This window comes from Roseobacter litoralis Och 149 (assembly GCF_000154785.2).
Classification (GTDB): Bacteria; Pseudomonadota; Alphaproteobacteria; order Rhodobacterales; family Rhodobacteraceae; genus Roseobacter; species Roseobacter litoralis.
This window is the reverse complement of the sequence record NC_015730.1, coordinates 2,697,954-2,716,613: the sequence shown is the minus strand read 5'-3', so window position 1 is coordinate 2,716,613 and position 18,660 is coordinate 2,697,954. Positions and strand designations below refer to the sequence as shown.

18 protein-coding genes are annotated in these 18,660 nt (G+C 56.8%); 12 read left to right on the top strand and 6 right to left on the bottom strand.

The features are described from left to right. Positions 1-5: 5 nt before the first annotated feature. Positions 6-875, bottom strand: a complete 870-nt coding sequence (locus tag RLO149_RS12875) for a branched-chain amino acid ABC transporter permease (protein WP_011567149.1) — start codon at positions 873-875, stop codon at positions 6-8. Positions 876-967: 92 nt separating this feature from the next. Further along, positions 968-2,155 carry an ABC transporter substrate-binding protein gene (locus RLO149_RS12870; protein ID WP_013962531.1) on the bottom strand — a complete coding sequence of 396 codons (1,188 nt, stop codon included), beginning with the start codon at positions 2,153-2,155 and terminating at the stop codon, positions 968-970. A 208-nt stretch (positions 2,156-2,363) separates the two neighbouring features. Between RLO149_RS12870 and RLO149_RS12865 the strand changes: the two genes are divergently transcribed. Next, the gene (locus RLO149_RS12865) at positions 2,364-3,104 is read left to right on the top strand and encodes a GntR family transcriptional regulator (protein ID WP_013962530.1); all 741 of its coding nucleotides are present in this window, start codon (positions 2,364-2,366) and stop codon (positions 3,102-3,104) included. Positions 3,105-3,274: 170 nt separating this feature from the next. On the opposite strand, the gene RLO149_RS12860 is transcribed toward RLO149_RS12865, so the two are convergent. The 4 genes from RLO149_RS12860 to RLO149_RS12845 all read right to left on the bottom strand — a co-directional run bounded on the left by RLO149_RS12860 (position 3,275) and on the right by RLO149_RS12845 (position 6,657). Beyond that, the gene (locus tag RLO149_RS12860) at positions 3,275-3,592 is read right to left on the bottom strand and encodes a hypothetical protein (RefSeq protein ID WP_148264356.1); all 318 of its coding nucleotides are present in this window, start codon (positions 3,590-3,592) and stop codon (positions 3,275-3,277) included. 934 nt (positions 3,593-4,526) lie between these two features. Then, on the bottom strand, positions 4,527-5,078 hold the full coding sequence (locus RLO149_RS12855) for a histidine phosphatase family protein (RefSeq protein ID WP_013962527.1): 552 nt from the start codon (positions 5,076-5,078) through the stop codon (positions 4,527-4,529). Positions 5,079-5,315: 237 nt separating this feature from the next. Continuing rightward, complete coding sequence (locus tag RLO149_RS12850) at positions 5,316-5,879, bottom strand: hypothetical protein (RefSeq protein WP_013962525.1); 564 nt, start codon at positions 5,877-5,879, stop codon at positions 5,316-5,318. Positions 5,880-6,042: 163 nt separating this feature from the next. Continuing rightward, a complete protein-coding gene (locus RLO149_RS12845; RefSeq protein WP_013962524.1) occupies positions 6,043-6,657 on the bottom strand; it encodes a response regulator transcription factor in 615 nt (204 codons plus the stop codon). A 267-nt stretch (positions 6,658-6,924) separates the two neighbouring features. Here RLO149_RS12845 and RLO149_RS12840 point away from each other — a divergent pair, with 267 nt between their 5' ends. The 11 genes from RLO149_RS12840 (at position 6,925) to RLO149_RS12790 (ending at position 18,640) form a co-directional block, all read left to right on the top strand. Continuing rightward, positions 6,925-7,419 (top strand): putative pterin-binding protein, encoded by a 495-nt coding sequence (locus tag RLO149_RS12840; RefSeq protein ID WP_013962523.1) that lies wholly within the window; start codon positions 6,925-6,927, stop codon positions 7,417-7,419. A gap of 39 nt (positions 7,420-7,458) precedes the next feature. Further along, positions 7,459-9,921, top strand: a complete 2,463-nt coding sequence (locus RLO149_RS12835; RefSeq protein ID WP_013962522.1) for a PAS domain-containing hybrid sensor histidine kinase/response regulator — start codon at positions 7,459-7,461, stop codon at positions 9,919-9,921. 221 nt (positions 9,922-10,142) lie between these two features. Further along, positions 10,143-10,922 carry a DeoR/GlpR family DNA-binding transcription regulator gene (locus RLO149_RS12830; RefSeq protein WP_013962521.1) on the top strand — a complete coding sequence of 260 codons (780 nt, stop codon included), beginning with the start codon at positions 10,143-10,145 and terminating at the stop codon, positions 10,920-10,922. Further along, on the top strand, positions 10,919-11,977 hold the full coding sequence (locus tag RLO149_RS12825) for an ABC transporter ATP-binding protein (RefSeq protein ID WP_013962520.1): 1,059 nt from the start codon (positions 10,919-10,921) through the stop codon (positions 11,975-11,977). The genes RLO149_RS12830 and RLO149_RS12825 overlap by 4 nt, the downstream gene beginning before the upstream one ends. A 50-nt stretch (positions 11,978-12,027) precedes the next feature. Next, entirely contained in the window at positions 12,028-13,308 is a 1,281-nt protein-coding gene (locus RLO149_RS12820; protein WP_013962519.1) for an ABC transporter substrate-binding protein, read from the top strand. A gap of 72 nt (positions 13,309-13,380) precedes the next feature. Continuing rightward, positions 13,381-14,256: a carbohydrate ABC transporter permease gene (locus tag RLO149_RS12815; protein ID WP_013962518.1), complete on the top strand. Its 876-nt coding sequence runs from the start codon at positions 13,381-13,383 to the stop codon at positions 14,254-14,256. Continuing rightward, positions 14,253-15,065 (top strand): carbohydrate ABC transporter permease, encoded by an 813-nt coding sequence (locus RLO149_RS12810; RefSeq protein WP_013962517.1) that lies wholly within the window; start codon positions 14,253-14,255, stop codon positions 15,063-15,065. Before RLO149_RS12815 ends, RLO149_RS12810 begins: the two co-directional genes overlap by 4 nt. Before the next feature lie 13 nt (positions 15,066-15,078). After that, positions 15,079-15,858: a metallophosphoesterase gene (locus RLO149_RS12805; protein ID WP_013962516.1), complete on the top strand. Its 780-nt coding sequence runs from the start codon at positions 15,079-15,081 to the stop codon at positions 15,856-15,858. Further along, positions 15,855-16,655 carry an inositol monophosphatase family protein gene (locus RLO149_RS12800; protein WP_013962515.1) on the top strand — a complete coding sequence of 267 codons (801 nt, stop codon included), beginning with the start codon at positions 15,855-15,857 and terminating at the stop codon, positions 16,653-16,655. The genes RLO149_RS12805 and RLO149_RS12800 overlap by 4 nt, the downstream gene beginning before the upstream one ends. 189 nt (positions 16,656-16,844) lie before the next feature. Then, positions 16,845-17,624, top strand: coding sequence for a DeoR/GlpR family DNA-binding transcription regulator (locus tag RLO149_RS12795; RefSeq protein ID WP_013962514.1), 780 nt, complete (start codon positions 16,845-16,847; stop codon positions 17,622-17,624). Further along, positions 17,621-18,640 (top strand): ABC transporter ATP-binding protein, encoded by a 1,020-nt coding sequence (locus RLO149_RS12790; protein WP_013962513.1) that lies wholly within the window; start codon positions 17,621-17,623, stop codon positions 18,638-18,640. The genes RLO149_RS12795 and RLO149_RS12790 overlap by 4 nt, the downstream gene beginning before the upstream one ends. The last annotated feature ends 20 nt before the right edge of the window (positions 18,641-18,660 follow it).

Below are 18,660 nucleotides of genomic sequence, written 5' to 3'. Positions count from 1 at the left end.
CGCCATCACCCCCAGGGTTTGCCCATCAGGCCCTGAGGCCGGATCGCGAGGAAAATCATCAGCGATACAAAGATCAGCAGATATGTGATGTCACCGTATTGCGACAGGTAAGCGAGGCCGAAGGCTTCCATGAAGCCGAGGATGAACCCGCCCCAGATCGCACCCGAAATCACACCAGCGCCGCCAATCATCACCATCATGAAGGCTTTGATCGAGGTCGGACCGCCCATGCCAAGGTTGACGCCGGTGATCGTGACCAGCAAGCCACCGACCAGTCCCGCCAGCATGGCACCAAGCGCGAAACCGATCATCGAATAGCGGTCAACATTGACGCCCATCAATTGCGCGGCTGTGCGGTCTTGCGCCAGCGCTCGCAGCGCGCGGCCCGTCTTGGAATATTGCATCAGGGCGATGAAGGCGACGATTGAGAGAATGGCGAGCACGCAGATCAATATACGGTCATAGGGCATGATCAGGCGGAAATCCCAGTTGAAGACTCCGTCGACGATCTTGGGAACACCGCGTTGCTTTTCGCCAAAGATCAACAGGATCAGCGCATCCAGCAAAAACGCGATACCCGCCGCGAGCAGCATTGTGCTTTCTTCCCGCGCAGAGCCCTTAATCACCGGGGCGAATAGGTATCGTTCAATCAGCGCGCCGATGATAGCCAGCGTCATGCAGGACATGAACAGGGCCAGTACAAACGGCACGCCCCATTGTCCGTAAAATGTATATGTGACGAACCCGCCGATGACATACATCTGCCCATGGGCAAAGTTGAGAACATTCATCAAGGCGAAAATCAGGGTCAATCCGAGTGCGATCATCGCATACTGAGATCCCAGATAGACCCCATTGGCCATTACCTGTTCCATGAGCACTTTCTTTCTGTGGTTAACCCCGAACGATCCGTCGGGTGGGAACTGCTTCCGGGCAATGCCGGAAGCAGTGTATCGTGTGTGATGGTTTAGTCGACGCGCGCGATGAACATCGTTTCAAACGCACCGTTCTGATAGACGTTGACAACAAGGGGCACAGCGATCTGACGCTTTTGGCCGAAGGAGGTCATGCCCACATAGGTCAGTTGCTCGTCGCCGTTCATATAGGGGTTTGGCGCTGAGAAATCGTCCATGGACGCCTGAAATGCAGCTACATCTTCAATGGCGCCCGGCGTGGCTTTGAGTGTCTCAAGGATATACTCAAGCGCGTAGACCTTGGTGTTGGATTCGTCGTTGTACTCACCAAACATGGCTGTGTAGCGCTCGACGAATTCATTCATCATCGGGGACGCCAGCTCTGGTGTGGACGCGCCACCCACCGAGATAAAGCCATTGGCAAGATCACCGGCACCTTCGGCCAGAACGCCTGCATCCTGTGCGGTTTCGGTCGAGATCATGCCTTGAAAACCCAACTCACGTGCGGAGCGGATGAGCTGTGGCGCGTTGGCAGGCGACACACCCGACAGCACAAGCAGGTCAGGGCGGGCACGCAGGATTGGCGTCAGCACAGGTGTGAAGTCTGTGGTGTCCACCTGATAGGTGACGTTGTCAGAAACGACTTCCAGACCCAGCTCTTTTGCTGCAGCTACGCCACTTTCGCGCTGGCTCAGTGGATCAGATTCATTGGCGGCAATGAAAGCAACCGTTTTGACGCCTTCGTTCTCCATCAGGTGCTTATAAATCGCAGGACCTGATTGATAGTTGGCGATCATACCCAGCACGGCGTTTGACGCAGGCGCGGAATACAACTCCTTCGGGAACGCATATGGAAAATACATGATGTCGTTTGCTTCGGCGACGGGGCGAACAGCGGCCGCGCCATCATCAACGTTTGGTCCAACGACATAGTGAATACCCTCTTGGGCCATTTTTTCCATGCCCGCGATGGCGCGCTTGGGGTCTTTCTGGTCATCAAACGACACGATCTCGATATCGTAAGTGGTATCACCAATCGTGTAGCCGCCGGTCTCGTTGATCCAGGCAGCGCGGGCCTCCATTGAGCGTTGGTTGGAAATACCCCATGCAGCAGCTGGGCCACTGGTCACGCCCACAAAGCCGATTTTCAAAACCGGATTCTCGGCCGCGGCTGTGGTTGCACCAAATACTGCCAGAGTTGCAGCTGTCGCAGCTGCCTTCATTAGTGATCTTCGTTGCATTCTTAACTCCCGTTGAAATCTAACTTGGCGTGATCCACGCCGTTCTTGGCCGGCAGTTGAATGGAAACTCCACGCGTGCCGCAGCGTCACTTCACGATTGTTAACAATAATTGTCAACACTTTTGTCAAATCTGTCGACAAGTTCTGATGCTTGGCCTAACAATGATGAAGGTTTAAGCGTTGGCGAGCAGCCGAAGTGGTAAAAAGAATGCGTCTCGAAAGTGATCCTGTGTCCTCCAGCCCGCAACAGAAAAGCGGTGCAACATCAGACCCTAAGTCGGGAACGGATGAGAATTTCATCGTTGAGCGCATCTACAAAGCGGTGATGGAGCAACGGCTGGCCCCGAACACAAAGTTGAGCGAAGCGCGCCTGTGCGAAACTTTTGGGGTAGGGCGGATGCGGGTCCGACGGGCGCTTTTGCTGCTGTCGAGTCAGGGCCTTATAGAGCTGCATTCAAATCGAGGGGCCTATGTCGCCTGTCCGGATAAATCCGAGGCGAACGACGTTTTCGCGGCCCGGCTGCTGATCGAACCGCCCTTGGTGCGTCAACTGGCACAAAACGCCGGTAATATTGATCTGACGCTGCTCACCCAACATATCGCTCTGGAGGACAAGGCCCGCGCGCAAAAACAGCGTACCGAAATCATTCGGTTGTCAGGTGAATTCCACACAAAGCTGGCCGAGGCGACCGGCAACAAATTCGTGTTTCGCATGATGCGCGAGCTCGTCACAAGAACGTCACTGATCGTCGGCCTGTTCGGGTCATCAGAAAAAGTCAGTTGCCCGGATGACGAACACAGTAACATCCTCGAGGCGATCCGGTCACAGAACCCGGAACTGGCCGAGCAACTGTTGATATCGCACCTCACGCACATTCAGGCGGGCCTCAACATGGAGGCGCGTCAGGAACCTCAGGATGATCTGGCAGCTATTCTGGGCGCCGTGTAATCATCTGCCGTGTGGCTTCATGAAACGAAAACCGGGCTGTAAAAACGCTTGACCGGCTGCAAATCTCTTACCCGCTAGAGAAAACCTGTATCAAGTGCCGCTTCTGAACGGCATCCTCGTCGCTCATTTCAGGACGATCCCCGCACTTCAAATCGGCCTTAACGGTCTCGTCAAAACTTCCGGCAATCGGTGAATCCTTCGCTTTCCAGAAACTCTCCGAAGTCGAGGGACAGGGCGTCTTTCATCTGCACGACAAGGTTCAGTGACGCCGCTGTCACGCTGGCGCGGTCGTATTCATCCGCGCATCTGTATTGCGTCGACCAGTCGCTCCAGCGGATGTCAAAAACCGTCAAACTGTCGCGATCACGGTAGAAATATCCGCGCACATCCTCTTTGGGAACCACGTATCGGTCGTTAATGACAATCAGGTCGGCGGCCGCGCTTGAGGCGCATACTGCGAAAACAAGGGAGAGTGCTTTCAGTTTCATTTGTCGTTCCTTTCCGCAGTACTTGCGAATGTCGGAGCCAGGCAACCGCCGTGTTCGTTCAGATTGAACTGCCAGAAAAAGCCCGGCCCGCACAGCGTTCTGCAGCTGATTGTGCATGAGATATGACGCTATCTGTGCGGGCAAGGTAAATCAATTGGCCGCGCTTTATATATTGGCGGCCCTGCGTAAAGAAGCTGATGGCGACCTATACATGCGCCGGTTCCGGGATGCGCCGTCGGGATCATAATCTGGGGCAGTGGCGCCTTGCCCTCGACCCTTCTGGTTGCGTTGATCGTGGCACCCGGGGCGACGATGCTGGGCTCTACGCTGGCGCTGCTGGGCCAACGCACCCAATTGACCGGGTGATATTCGCCACCCGAGGCCTCCGTCTACGGTGTTGTCCTGCTGGTGCTGGTCGGGCTGGTGTTCATCGCAAGCCGGATCATTCTGGGCACCAAAGGGTTCACAACGCTCACAGGTAATCCTGCGTAGGGGTCCTTCCTGAAACTACCGCGCAGTTGTGAGGCCGGGTTAACGGCGCTGGCGACGGTGCTGATCTTTGGGCTGTTGATCCTAATCCTGTTGTTGATGATCGTTTCGCGCCATGTGGATGGAACGGGTCGGGCTTGAGGGTTAATGAGGCGGGGCGGATGCCTCGCTCAATGATGCCGGATTTCCGCACAGTCAGCAAACGCCGGGCGGCGATGTCTCCGTCATCTTGCGCCTGCCCAGGCAAGGATTTCGTGCGACCGTGGCAACGGTTTCCTTCCTCGGCGCGACAACCGCAGTGAGATTTGACCTCGCGATGGGTGAGGTCAAAACCCTGTTGCCGGATCAGGAGGCGGCCGGAATTGAGCTGGGGTAAAAACTGTCAATTGGAATCATACCGGGCGGGGCTTCAACTGCTGCCCGCCACTGGGGTCTGAGAACGGGTTCAGAGGCTGGTGATCAGGCGTTCCGCGTTGTCGAACCTGTGGCCGGTCAAAGCATGCAGAAACGTGCCATGGCCGACGACACCAATGGTTTGTTCCGGTCTCGCTTTGAGCCATGCGCTGAAATCCTCCACCCGCCGAGCTGAAACCGATGCAGGCTCTTTTTCGTAAACGGCATCCGAGGTGTGATCCACATACCACCAAGGATCATTCAGGTGCGCAAAGTCGAACATCGGAAAGAGCTTGCCAAGGTGGGCAGGGCTGCGGCCCACGTCACAATAGTTTTCCAGATATTCGCGGTGCAGATCAAGGATCATGCGCGGGGCCGTGCTCTGGCCAAAGACCCGCAAGGCAGTTTGCAAGGCGCGGGTGAAGGGCGTGACCACGACGAGATCAAAGGCCGGTGCCTCCGCGATCTCGGTCCCCAGCCGCTGCGCCTGTTCCAGACCCAGTTCGGTCAGCGCGGCGTCATGCACCATCGGATCAGGCTGTCCTGCTTGCTGCAACGCGTTATGCATCGATTGCGCGTGTCGGATTAAATGAAATGTCTGCATGCTCTTCGCTCCGTTTCCAGCCCTTGGCATCTATATCCACAGCCCACAGGTTTTCCAACCGCAAGTGGATGCATTCATGCAGGGTCTGGTTTTTGAAACGCGCGTTGCTCGCAGCCTGAAGCGTCATGCGAAAAAGCTGAATCACGTAGCGCTGCCTGAAATCAAAGATTTCAACGCGTTACGTGACACTTCATGTTTATGGTATTTCGTCAGACGCTCTAAAGGACCGGTCAAGGTTCAGTTCAGCTTTGCGTCGATGAATGTGTTTCGCACATCGCGGACCGGTTCCTGCGTGGCCGGAGTACAGGCATATCGAAAGCTGGCATGGCCAAAGGTGCTCGACTTCAGGAGCAGGAAACAGTCGCAGTCGTCAACCTTGAAGTCGATGCGCTGACCGATGGAGATGATCTCCTGCTGATCGGCGAAGCTGATCAGGAGACTGCCGCCCGAAAGACGGTTCACGCCCAACATCAACTTTGGCTCTGACAACCAATAGGCTTGATCGCTTTCGGTGACGTCGATGTCTTTTGCAACGACATACCCATTGTTGAGCTCATCGCGCAGCGCTTCGAGGGCCTTGTCTTTTTCAACAAGCTCATTCTTTGCCTCGTGCAAAAGATGGGCAATCTGATCGTCCAGCTTTACCAGCGGCGGCACGGGGGCTTGGACATGCGTCACGGCAGAAGCTTGCGAGATCACGAACAGACTTGCGACAAAAGCCACCGTGATAGTGCAAAGCAACAAAACGCAGTTTGCAATCAAAAAGGAACTGCCGCCTTTTGGGCGCTCGGGGGTATTCATCGTCGACTCCATCACTGGTCACTTAACTTCAATTGAGATGTTATCTAGCGATCCAAGACGGCCAGCACCCGCATGCGGAGGGATGGGTCACGCACAAAAAAGAGGTGCACTATGACCAAAAGGATAGGTGCAGTTTGACAGTTTCGTCCATCAGGAAGGCGGCTTATTCAAACCCTGCGTTGCGCGCAATCATGGCGGCCTGCGTGCGGTTCTTTGCGTCGAGCTTTTTGCACAAGGTGCGCACATGCAACTTGATCGTGACTTCCTGCAGATCCAGATCGCGCGCGATTTCCTTGTTTGATTTGCCGGTGCACAACCCGCTCAACACCTGTCTTTCCCGTTGGCTCAGTTTCCTGCTAAACTCGGTTTCGGGCGTCTCGCCGCTCTCTCCCATAAGGGAGGCCGGTACATATGTTTCCCCGGCAATCATAAACCGCACCGCATTGACCAGTGATTTTGCGCCCATTGATTTGGGCAGATATCCGATGGCGCCACGCTCGACCGCCTGTTGTGCAATTCGGTTCGGGGCGGTGCCGCTCAGGATCGCAAACGGCTGATTGGGATGCTTCTTGATCGCATCGGACAAACCGTCCAGCCCATTCATGCCGGGCATGCCGAAATCCAGAAGAACCAGATCGAAGGGTCCCTTGTTGCTCAGCACCTTCATCGCTTCGGCATAGTCTTCAACGGCGATTACAGCCGCGCGCCCTTCCGCCTCCAGATAGGCCGAGATCGTGTCGCGGACCAGCCCGTGATCATCTGCCAACAATATCCGCATTACCGTTACCTGCTAAGTTCTTTCACCGTATACACCACATAGCGCACGCGCGCGGGATCGATGCGTCGGGATCATTTCTTTTTGCACCGCCCCTGTCATCATGTCACCTCGAAGTCTTAAGGCATAGCGCCCAGCAAGGTGTTAACGTGCTTTAGTTTATTTAAACTATACCAAAGTATAGCGGGCTGAACCCCTGCGCAAGATCGGTGAAGCGCGATCATGCGATAGGAATACTGCACGAACCTGTCCCTCGAAGGAGAAATCATCATGTTTGCCCCTTTTCGCCACGCGGCGCTCATTTTCTTTATGTCACTTGCCGCGCCGGTTTTGGCGGATGAGACGATTCTGACCGTCACCGGTGCGGTTGCACAGCCAGCCGAAGGGGAGGCGTGGACTTTCGACATGGCATCTCTCAGGCAGTTGCCCGCTGCCCGTATCGAAACAACGACAATCTGGACGACCGGCACTCAGACCTTTGAAGGTGTCTCTCTGGTCGATCTGTTGGCGCATGTGGGCGCGACGGGAAGTTCAATCCGGGCTGTCGCGCTGAATGACTATGCTGTGTCTATTCCCATGGCTGATGCAGTCGCGGGGGGGGCGGTGGTGGCCTATGCGCAAAATGGATCGGAAATGTCGATCCGAAATAAAGGCCCCTTGTGGATCATATATCCGTTTGATGGTAACGAAATTTATAAGTCTGAAGAGTATTATTCACGTAGTATCTGGCAACTCGACCGGATTGAGGTCATCACAGAAAAGTAGACTGACGATGTCACAGCTAACCGTTTTCAGCCGCCTGTGATGGGTCGGATTTCCGTCATATTCTTTGCGTGTTTTCTGGTCGTTGGTGTTACCTTCATCACCTACCTGGGACGCACTGTCGTGGGCGATCTTGATGCCCTGTCCACGGCGCGCCATGACGACATCAGTTGGAACATGTCACAGCTTGAGATTGAGACGCTCAATCTCGACAGTGCGACCCATGACGCGGTTCATGGCCATGACAGCGACCTTTCCAGTTTTCGCAAGCGGTATGACATCTATTACAGCCGTGTCAGAACGCTGACGCAAAGCGCATTTTACAAGGTTATAAAAAAGGACCCGGATGCGCAGATCGGGTTGGCAGCGATCACCGACTTTATCAACAGCATAACGCCGATTGTTGACGGCCCTGATGCGGGCCTGCGTGCCGCGCTTCCCGATATCCAGCGCCGGGTAGAGGAATTGCGGCCTCAGGTCAGGGACCTGTCGTTGGCGGGCATACAGGTTTTCGCGAGGGAAGATGCAGAGCGACGTGCGGCATTCTCGCAGACGCTTGTGAAACTGGCGGCTTCAATCTTTGGATTGATCGTGTTTCTTTTGTTTGCGCTTGCAACGCTGCTCAAGTTGCACCGCAAGGGACAGCAAGTTGCGCACGAGAGCGAGGTTTTGCGATCCCGCTTTGAAGCCGCGATTGCCTCGTCACTTGATGCTGTACTGGTTGTGGACACAGACGGCTCGATCATAGACTTCAACGGTGCGGCGGAAACAGTTTTTGGCTACACGCGTGCCGAAGCCTTGGGCGGTGATATGGCCGAGATGATCGTACCGCAACACATGCGCGACATGCACCGCAAGGGGATGGCGCGTTTTCTTGAGACAGGTCACCAAAAGATCGTCGGCGCAGGTCGCGTCCGATTGGAAGCGTTGCGAAAATCCGGCGCGGTTTTTCCGGTTGAACTGTCTATCTCGCTTTCCGAAGTAAACGGAGAGCGGGTATTCGTATCCTTTCTGCGCGACATTACCGGGGAGTTGGAGGCAGAGGCGCAATTGCGCGCCGCCCGAGACAAAGCACAGGAGGGCGAAAGGGCCAAGTCCAACCTTTTAACCGTCATGAGTCACGAGATGCGAACGCCGCTCAATGGCATTCTGGGATCTCTCGCTTTGCTTGACAAGGACAGCTTTGATGACCGTCACAAGCGGCTCTTGAATTCGATTTCCGTGTCTGGTGAATTGTTATTGTCACACGTCAATGATGTGCTTGATCTGTCCAGCCTTGAAAAAGAGACATCGCCCCGAGAAAAGGTGATCTTCGACATCACGGACTTGTTGCGGCAAGTGACAGACAGCCTCATGGCCAATGCCGAGGCGCGGGGCAACAGCTTGTCGTTCACCTGTCTGTCGGAGGGTCTGGCAAGCGTCACCGGTGCCAAACGTTCGCTGCAACAGTGTCTGGTTAATCTTCTCGGCAACGCCATCAAGTTCACGGCGAGCGGTGAAATCTCGGCAGAGGCTGAGCGGTTGAACGGCGGCGATCTTGTGGAAATTCGCGTTTCGGACACTGGCGTTGGTATTGCACCGGAAAACATGGACCGGATATTTGACGAGTTTGTAACCATCGACACGGCCTACTCTCGTCAGAACGCGGGTACCGGGCTGGGCCTTGCTATTACCAAACGCCTCGTCGAGATCATGGGGGGCACAATCGAAGCGGACAGCCTGCTGGGCGAGGGCAGCTTGTTTACCTTGCGCATCCCATTGCCCGCCGTACCGTTTGAGACCCGCACAGGGACACAACACTCGGTTAAAACGCAAAGAAACCTATCGCAGGAACATCGCGCCCTCGTTGTGGATGACAACGAAATCAACAGGATGATCCTTTGTGAAATGCTGCAGGAAGCCGGGCTGTGCGTGGAAGAGGCCGCCGACGGGATTGAGGCGATAAACCTCATATCGGAAAAACCTTTTGATATTGTCTTTCTGGACATCAGCATGCCGGGGATAGACGGGATCGAAACCCTGAACCGCATACGTCAACTCAAGGTGGACTGGCGCAATCTGCCCGCCATCGCGGTAACGGCCCATGCCGCGCCCAAAGATCACCACGCGATCATGCAGGCGTCATTTCTTGACCTTTTGGTAAAGCCCGTTCACCCAAGAGAAATTCAGGCCAAACTGGCGTCAGTGTTGACCCGGGATCAAGGCAACGCTCCTATTTCGGCGTCGGAAACCAACGGTGCGGATTTCAAGGCGCAGTTTGGCGCGGTCAAGTATCAAGAGGCCCTGAAATCATTCAGAGCCGAGCTGGATGAATTGCATGCAGAGCTTGAAGGCTTGGCCGATTTGACGGACGAAGCTCGCACTAAAGCGCACAAACTCAGCGGATCAGCCGCGGTTCTGGGGCAAAGCGCGACGCACGCAAATTTACAAGCCATCGAGCACTGCCATGCAGAGGCTTGGCTTGAATTGAAAGTGCAGCTCTTCGAGACCTCCGGCGGTATCTGACAGCGCGTTTTTAGCAAAAAAAGTCGTTTGCCCAGCGTAGGGCTAGTGCGAGGACGTCTTTGTTGGCCGGCCTGCGGGTAATCCGCAGGGCGCGGGTCAGCTAAGGCGTCATCAAGAAATGTGTTGCCCGGCGTGTTGTGATCAGTTATGCACATTTATGTCCATATGTGATTGGATGTGAGCGTTAGCCTTGGTGCGAGCGCCGGTCTGCTGGGGGGTAGATGTCAGAAAATTTTGATCTCGCAGCCGTGCGACGGCGCAAAATTGCGGAGTTGGTCAGAGCGCGTGGCGCCATGGGCATTCGTGATCTTGGTCTGCAATTCGGTGTATCAGAGGCAACAATTCGACGGGATCTCAAGACGCTGGACGATGAAGGCATTGTTGTGCGGACACATGGCGGCGTTTTGATGAACGCCAACGTCCGGGTCGATCTGCCGAATGAAGAGCGCAAAGCTGTCGGCGCGGCAGAAAAGCGACGGATCGGCGAGGCTGCAATCGAAATGCTCTCTGACGATGAGGTGGTGTTTCTGGATGCAGGCACAACTGCGCATGCCGTGGCGGCCCATGCCCATAAAAAATCACGCTGTACCTATGTCACGACTTCGCTGGGCGTGGCCAATCAGTTGCAAGCGCAGGGGATCGTGAATTTCTACATGATCGGAGGCTCCTACGAGCCGGTGAACGATTCATTCGCGGGAACCTTGGCGATATCGGCCTTGCGGTCCTTGTCGTTTGATATCGCCTTTTTGTGCTGCTCGGCGGTGGATGTTCCCAAACGGTCCATCAGCGTCGCCAGCGAAGTTTACGCGCAGGTTCAAAAAGAGGTCATCCTCAATACTCGCCGCTGCTTTGTGATCGCGGATGCCAGCAAGTTCAAACCCAATGCCTTCATGCGCACGTCATGTTTCGATCAGATAACGGGCATCATTACCAACCGCGAACTTGATTCAGGCACGATCGCCGATGTCAAAGACGCCGATCTGGAGCTTGTCTTGGTATGACACAAACCGGCGTCTCGCTTGATGTACAAAACCTGCGCAAAACCTGGGGTCAGACAGAGGTTTTGAGGGGCGTCGATTTCAATATTGCGCCGGGTGGGTTCCTGACGCTGCTGGGGCCGTCGGGCTGTGGCAAAAGCACGGCCTTGCGGCTGATCTCGGGCCTTGATGAGGTCAGTGACGGCAATATCCTGATCGAGGGCAAGGAGGTCACCCAACAGCCCGCCGATCAGCGCAACATCGGGATGGTGTTTCAAAACTACGCACTGTTTCCGCATATGACCGTGCGCGACAATATCGCCTACGGTCTCAAGGTGCGTAAAGTGGCCAAAGCCACGCGTATCGCGTCGGTCGCACGGGTCGCTGATCTGATGGCGCTTGGGCCGCTGCTGGAGCGTAAACCTGCGCAGCTTTCGGGCGGGCAGCAACAGCGTGTCGCCTTGGCGCGGGTCTTGGTGTCTGAGCGTCCGTTGGTCCTGATGGATGAGCCGCTCTCGAATCTGGATGCCAAGTTGCGGGTGGAAATTCGCAGCGAAATCAGGGCGCTGAACAAAAAGCTGGGCATCACCATCGTCTATGTCACCCACGATCAAAGCGAAGCTTTGTCGATGTCGGATACGGTGGTCTTGATGAACGCGGGGCGGGCCGAACAGATCGGCACCCCCAAAGAGCTATACGACGCGCCCGCGACAGTCTTTGCCGCCGGGTTCATCGGAACACCGCCGATGAACCTGCTGCCTGCATCTGACGTTGCACTCAACGGCGATATCGGGGCGGGTCTGGATGTGGCGGATGTTTTGATCGGTGTGCGCCCCGAAGCCATGACCGTGCCGGGGCAGGGGATGGCATTGTCCGTGACCTGCCATGTGGCGAGCGTCGAATATGAGGGCAGCGTGTTTCTCGTGCACCTGATGTCGCCCTCCGGATCGCCCTTCATCCTGTCCTATGCGGGGCAGGACGTGCCTGCCCAGGGCGATGAAATCACCGTGGGCTGGACCAGCGCCGAAACCCATTTGTTTTCGAAATCGACCGGCCAGCGCATTGCGCCTGACCCATAACGCAACGGTGTACCACGTGCCGTTTAATACTTGCAGGAGGAGAACGAAAAATGACCTTTAAAACAAAGACAGCGATCCCATTTGGCATCGCCGCATTGATGGGGGCCACGGCCCTGAGTGCTGCCGACCTTGAATTCTATTTTCCGGTTGGGGTCAACGCCCCGGCTGTGGCCACAATTCAGGAGTTGACCGATGAATGGGCCGCGATGAACCCGCAGCACACGGTCAAAGCCATCTATGCCGGCAACTATGAGGAAACGACAACCAAGGCCCTGACGGCTGCAAATGCCGGTGACCCACCGCAAGTGGCGGTTCTGTTGTCGATTGATCTGTTCACGTTGGTCGAGGAAGACGTCATTTTGCCGATCTCGGATATCGCCACATCCGATGAAGACAAGGCATGGATCGACGGGTTTTACCCCAGTTTCATGAAGGATTCGCAGTTTGAGGGGAAAACCTATGCCATTCCTTTCCAGCGCTCGACCCCGGTGTTCTACTATAACAAGGACGCGTTTCGTGCGGCGGGCCTCGACCCGGAAGCGCCGCCCACCACATGGGACGAAATGATTGAGGTCGGCAAGAAGCTGACCGTCAAGGACGACAATGGCAACGTCACCCAATGGGGCACGCGCATTCCGACGCTGGGCCTTGGTGGCGCGTGGCTCTTTGGTGGTCTGGTTGTGTCCAAAGGCGATGTTCTGACAACCGATACCGGGACCGAGGCGCGCATGGATACGCCCGCGACCGTCGCCTCGCTTGAGTTTTTGCTGGATCTGGCCAATGAGGGCGTGATGGCCCCCGGCGGCATCAGCTGGGGCGACACGCCCAAGGCTTTCCTCGAAGGGCAGACGGCATCGATCTGGACCTCGACAGGGAACCTCGCCTTCATCGAGGAAAACGCCGAATTTGATTGGGGCGTCGGGTTCCTGCCCGGTGGTGACGGGCCGGGCGCGCCCATTGGCGGCGGTAACTTCTATATCTTCCAGGACACCACAGATGAGGAACGCGCAGCCGCGCTTGATTTCATCAAATTCATGTCCTCCCCCGCCAGTGCTGCCAAGTGGAGCATTGCAACAGGGTATGTCGCACCGCGCCCTGACACATGGGAGACGCCTGAGATGAAAGCCTACGTTGAGCGTTTGCCGCAGGCGCTGGTCGCCCTTGAACAACTGCCCTATGCCGAGCGTGAGTTCGCCACCTTCCAGCGCGCAAAGGTCACGCAATATCTGGTGGATGCCATCGAAAGCGTCGTCACTGGCAACGCTGAACCCGCCGAAGCACTGAAGAAGGCGCAAGAAGGCGCGGATGACGTGCTTGGCGAATATAACTAAGCCATTGCGTGCGCCCCGCGTGTCATTGGCGCGGGGCGCGCGCGCAATCATCCGGCATCAAGGTAAAGTCACATGAGTAAAAAACTGACCACAGGGCCAGCCATTATCATGCTGGTGATCCCTTGTGCTATTTTGGTGGCGTTCACCCATTATCCGGCCATCATGGCGCTGATAAATTCGTTCTGGAATAACGCAAGTTCGCGCCGCCCTTCGCGCTTTGTCGGGGCCGACAATTATCAGGCGATGCTCGAAGACGACCGCCTGATGCAGGTGTTGATCAACAGCACGATTTACGCGGTCGGCACAGTGCCCTTGGCCATCGGGTTGGCGATTGGCATGGCGCTTTTGGTGAATTCACGGCTGCCGGGGACGGCCTTCATGCGGCTGTCATTCTTTTTGCCCACGATGCTCCCGATGATCGCGGTCGCCAATATCTGGCTGTTTTTCTATGCGCCGGGCATCGGGCTTGCCTCGCAGATACTTGGGCTGTTCGGCCTGGCGTCGATAAACTTTTTGGGGCAGACGGAAACCGCGCTGGGCTCGATGATGTTCGTCGCCATCTGGAAGGAGGCGGGGTTGTTCATGATCTTTTACCTCGCGGCCCTTCAATCCGTCCCGACCAACCTCAAGGATGCGGCAAAACTCGAAGGGGCAGGCCGCGTGCGCGTGTTCATCGACGTGGTGCTGCCGCTCCTGCGCCCGACGACGATTTTCGTGGCGGTCAACGCGCTGATCAACGCCTTCCGGCTGGTTGACCATGTGGTTGTGATGACCGAAGGCGGGCCGAATAATTCCAGCGCGCTGCTGCTCTACTACATCTACGAGGTCACCTTCCGGCAACGCGATTTCGCTTATGGCGCGACGCTGACTGTTCTGATGGTGGTGCTGCTGGGCTTTCTTGCGATCATCCAGTTCTGGGTGCTGAACCGAAAGGCGCATTACCAATGAACCGGGGTCTGAATAAAATTCTGCTGGGCACGCTGACATCTGTCGCGGCCGCCCTTTGGGGTCTGCCATTCATCTATTCGGTCTGGACGGCCTTTCACGACGAACGCTATGCGGCCAATTTCCAATGGGACGCGCCCTGGACAATTGTCAATTTCATTGAGGCTTGGCATGCGGCGCCCTTTGCGATGTATTTCGCCAACACCCTGATCCTGATCACCATCGTTCTGGTCGCAAACCTGATCCTGTGCACGCTCGTCGCCTATGCCTTTGTGCGCTACCGCTTCCGTTGGGCCGGGATTTTGTTTGCGCTCATCATGGTGCAGTTGTTGATCTCGCCCGAAATTCTGATCGTGGAAAACTATCTGATCCTGTCGCGCGTGGGCCTTACGGATACGATCATCGGCATAGCGCTGCCTTACCTGACATCGGCCTTTGGTATTTTCCTGTTGCGCCAGACCTTTATGACCGTGCCCAAGTCACTGGATGAAGCGGCCCAGATCGAAGGCGCAAGTGCATGGCGCATCCTGTGGAACATCTATGTACCCCTCGCGTGGCCGGTTTATCTGGCCTATTCGCTGGTCTCTGTCAGCTTTCACTGGAATAATTTCCTGTGGCCACTGATCGTCACCAACTCCCCCGAAGTGCGTCCGCTAACGGTGGGCCTGAGCGTTTTCGCCACGGTCGACAGCGGTGTGGAATGGTCGCTGGTCAATGCCGCGACGCTGATGACGACCGCGCCGCTGATCATCGCGTTCATCCTGTTTCAGCGCCAGTTTGTCGCGAACTTCATGCGCGCAGGCATCAAATGAGCCGGAGCGCAGAATGCTGATCGCCCATATCTCTGATTTCCACGTTTTCGCCAAGGCGCCGGAAACCTCTGTGGTGCGCGCGGATGCGGCGGATGCGGCGCGCAAGGTGGTGGCCGATGTCGCTGGTTTCGCGCCCCGGATTGACGCGGTGATGTTCACCGGCGATCTGACGGACGGTGGGTCGGCAGAGGATTACGCGCTGTTGCAGGATATCCTGTCGCCGATTGACGTGCCGGTTTTCGTCGTGCCCGGCAATCACGATGCGCGCCCCGGCCTGCGCGCAGCTTTTGGCGATACCTTGCTGTTCGGGGCGGGGCCGTTTCTGAACTATCAGGCGCGGGTGGGGGAAATCCGCATCCTCGCGCTGGATACCCTGTGGGACGGGCATGTGGCCGGGCGGCTTGACAGCGCGCAACTCGACTGGTTCGCGGCGCGGCTTGGTGAGCGTCACGATGGGCTGACGCTGATCCTGATGCATCACCCTGCGTTTCCCTCGCAGATGGCGGCGCTGGATGCGATGACGCTGCAGGAAGGGCGCGATGGCTTCGAGCAGTTGATCGCCGCCTATGTCGGGCCGCTGCGGATTTTGGCGGGGCACATTCACCGACCGTTTCAAACCCTGTGGCATGGCGCATTTTGTGCGGTCAGCGGTGGCCCCGCGTTCCAGCATGAACTGGCGCTTGGCACGGACACCACGGAGCCGGGGATCGTGCGCGAACCCTATGCCTATTTCATTCACCGGATGACCGGCCCAACATCGGTGTCCATTCACACAAGGTATGTAGAACTGTGACCCTGACCGTATCCGACGACGAAGCGAGCAAGATCGAACGCCTGGCGCGGGATGCAGGGGCGTTAGCGCTCTCTCATTTCCGGACACTGGCAACGGTATCTGTCGAATCCAAGGGGCATCTTGATTTGGTCACAGCCGCCGATCAGGAGGTGGAGGCATTTATCACCAAGCGCCTGATCCGCGATTTCCCCGATGATGGCGTTTTCGGCGAAGAGGGTGCTGCCCACCAGGGAACGAGCGGGCGCACGTGGGTGATTGATCCGATTGATGGCACGTTCAATTTTGTGCGCGGGGGCGACCAATGGGCGATCTCGATCGGATTGTATCAGGGTGGGCGGCCCAGCTTTGGTGTGATCCATGCGCCGGTGCGCGACCAGACCCTTGTGGGGGGCGACGGTGTGCCCGCCACGCTGAACGGGGTGCCAATGGCGGCGCGCGCGGGGCTGGATGAAAATCGGGCGGCCTGCGGCGTCGGGTTCCATCCCGTCATTCCGGTGGCGCAGCGTCTACATACGCTGCAGTTTGTACTGGAGGATGCCCGCATGTCGTTTCGTTGCTGCGGTTCGGCGACGATTTCCCTGATCGAGGTCGCGCTGGGTCAGGTCGATGGATACCTTGGCACGGGCGAATCCACGTGGGATCTGATGGCAGCACTCCCCATCCTTGAGCAGATCGGCATCGTCAGCACAGTGGATTGGAGCGCAATCGAGCTCAATGCCAAAATACGTTTCGCTTGCGGCACGCCAGAATTCCTCGAAGCCGTTGCGCCGATCGTGCCATTCGGGGCGACGCTTTAACCGATCCAACGGCGAGGGGTTGGGTAAGGCTAAAAAGCAACAAAGCAACATATTCTACATGGCTGTAGGGGCGGAGCACTACAAGGAGGGGAGTTTGTCAGAAAAACTTCACAATTCCTTATATCATAAATGTTGTTTTGTTGCTTTTGTTGTTCTAACGTCATCAGGAAGCCAGCTTGGGGAGGCAGGATGTCATCGAAGAAGCGCAAACGGCGGGCGGCGATCTCTGAGCTTGTTCTGGAACGGGGCGCGGTGGCTGTCGGGTCTCTGGCTGAGCGGTTTGACGTTTCCATGCAAACGATCCGCCGCGATGTGGATGCGCTGTGCGAAGGTGAAATGCTGCACCGGCGACATGGTCGGATTGAGCTGAGCCGCGAGTTCCTGAATACACCGTTTGATCAGCGCACAGAGACAAATAACCCCGGCAAGCAGATGATTGGCGAGGCCGCGGCGGATCTGATCCCGGACGATTCAACCGTCTTCATTTCCATCGGTTCGACGCCCTTGCGCGTTGCGCAATCCCTGCGACGGCGCAAAGGGCTGACGGTCATTACCAATAACCTCAGCGCTGCCATGGCGCTAAGCGAAGAAGTGTCCAACCGTATCCTGATACCCGGCGGGGAAATGCGCCTGCCTGATCGGGATATCTTGGGCAATGAGGTGCTGGATTTCTTCGGGCGCTTCAGGGCTGAATATGCGGTGTTCGGCGTGGCTGGTGTTGCGGAGGATGGCGGGCTGCTCGACTTTTTCCCGACCGAAGTGCGCGCGCGGCAAGTCATTCGGGAAAATGCGCAACAGGCCTTGCTGGTCGTCGATTGGCTGAAATTCGGGCGGCAAGCACCGGCGTTGGGCGATAATATCGCAGACATGGATCAGATCATCACGGATCGTCGGCCGGGCGATGCATTTGCGCCGCTGCTGACCCGGATCAATGACAAGCTGCTTGTGGCGGGAGGGCATGGGACATGATGGCATCACCGTTTGTGAAACTCGATGGCGTGGCAAAACGCTGGAACGGTCAGCTTGGCGTCGAAGGGATCAGCCTTGATATCGCTCAGGGCAGCTTTACCGCGCTGCTGGGGCCGTCGGGGTGTGGTAAGTCGACGACGCTGCGCTTGCTGGCCGGGCTGGAATTGCCTGATGAGGGCAAGATCTGGATTGACGGCCGGGACGTCACGACCAGTGCTGCGTCTGACCGGAACCTGTCGATGGTCTTTCAGTCTTATGCGTTGTTTCCGCATCTGTCGGTGGCTGAGAATGTGGTTTTCGGTCTGAAGGTGCGGCGCGTGCCCAAGAAAGAGCGGCAAGAGAAACTGTACCGCGCGCTGGAAATCACCGGGTTGCTTGGGCTGGAGGACCGCAAACCGGGCGAATTATCCGGCGGCCAGCGCCAGCGCGTCGCCTTGGCGCGCGCGATTGTGGCGGGGCAACGGCTGTGTCTGATGGATGAACCTCTGTCGAACCTTGATGCAAAGCTGCGCAATGCGGTGCGCAAGGACATCAAGAAACTGCAGCGTGATCTGGGCATCACGGTTGTATACGTTACCCACGATCAGACCGAAGCGATGAGCATGGCGGACACCGTCGTCCTGATGAAGGATGGCCATATCCAGCAGGTCGGCACGCCCGAAGACCTCTATGGCAGACCAAAGAACACCTTTGTCGCGGAATTTGTCGGCGCCCCCCCCATGGCCCTGATTGCGTCGCATGTTTTCAGCGGTTTTGGCGCGGATAAGACCATTGGGATCAGGGCCGAAAACATCCAGATCGTGCCAAAAGGGCAAGGCCGGATGCAATGCAGGGTCAGTGAAAGCGAATTTTTGGGGGCAGAGACCCTGATCGGTCTGGATCATGCGGATGCCTCGGGCTTATGCGTGCTGAAGCCCGGCCTTTCGATGATGGCGGAGGGCCATGAAATCGACATTACGTTTGACGACCAAAACCTGCACGTTTTTAACGCGGCAGGCCATCGACTGACGGGGTAATGCCTGCCGGACGGCGAAAT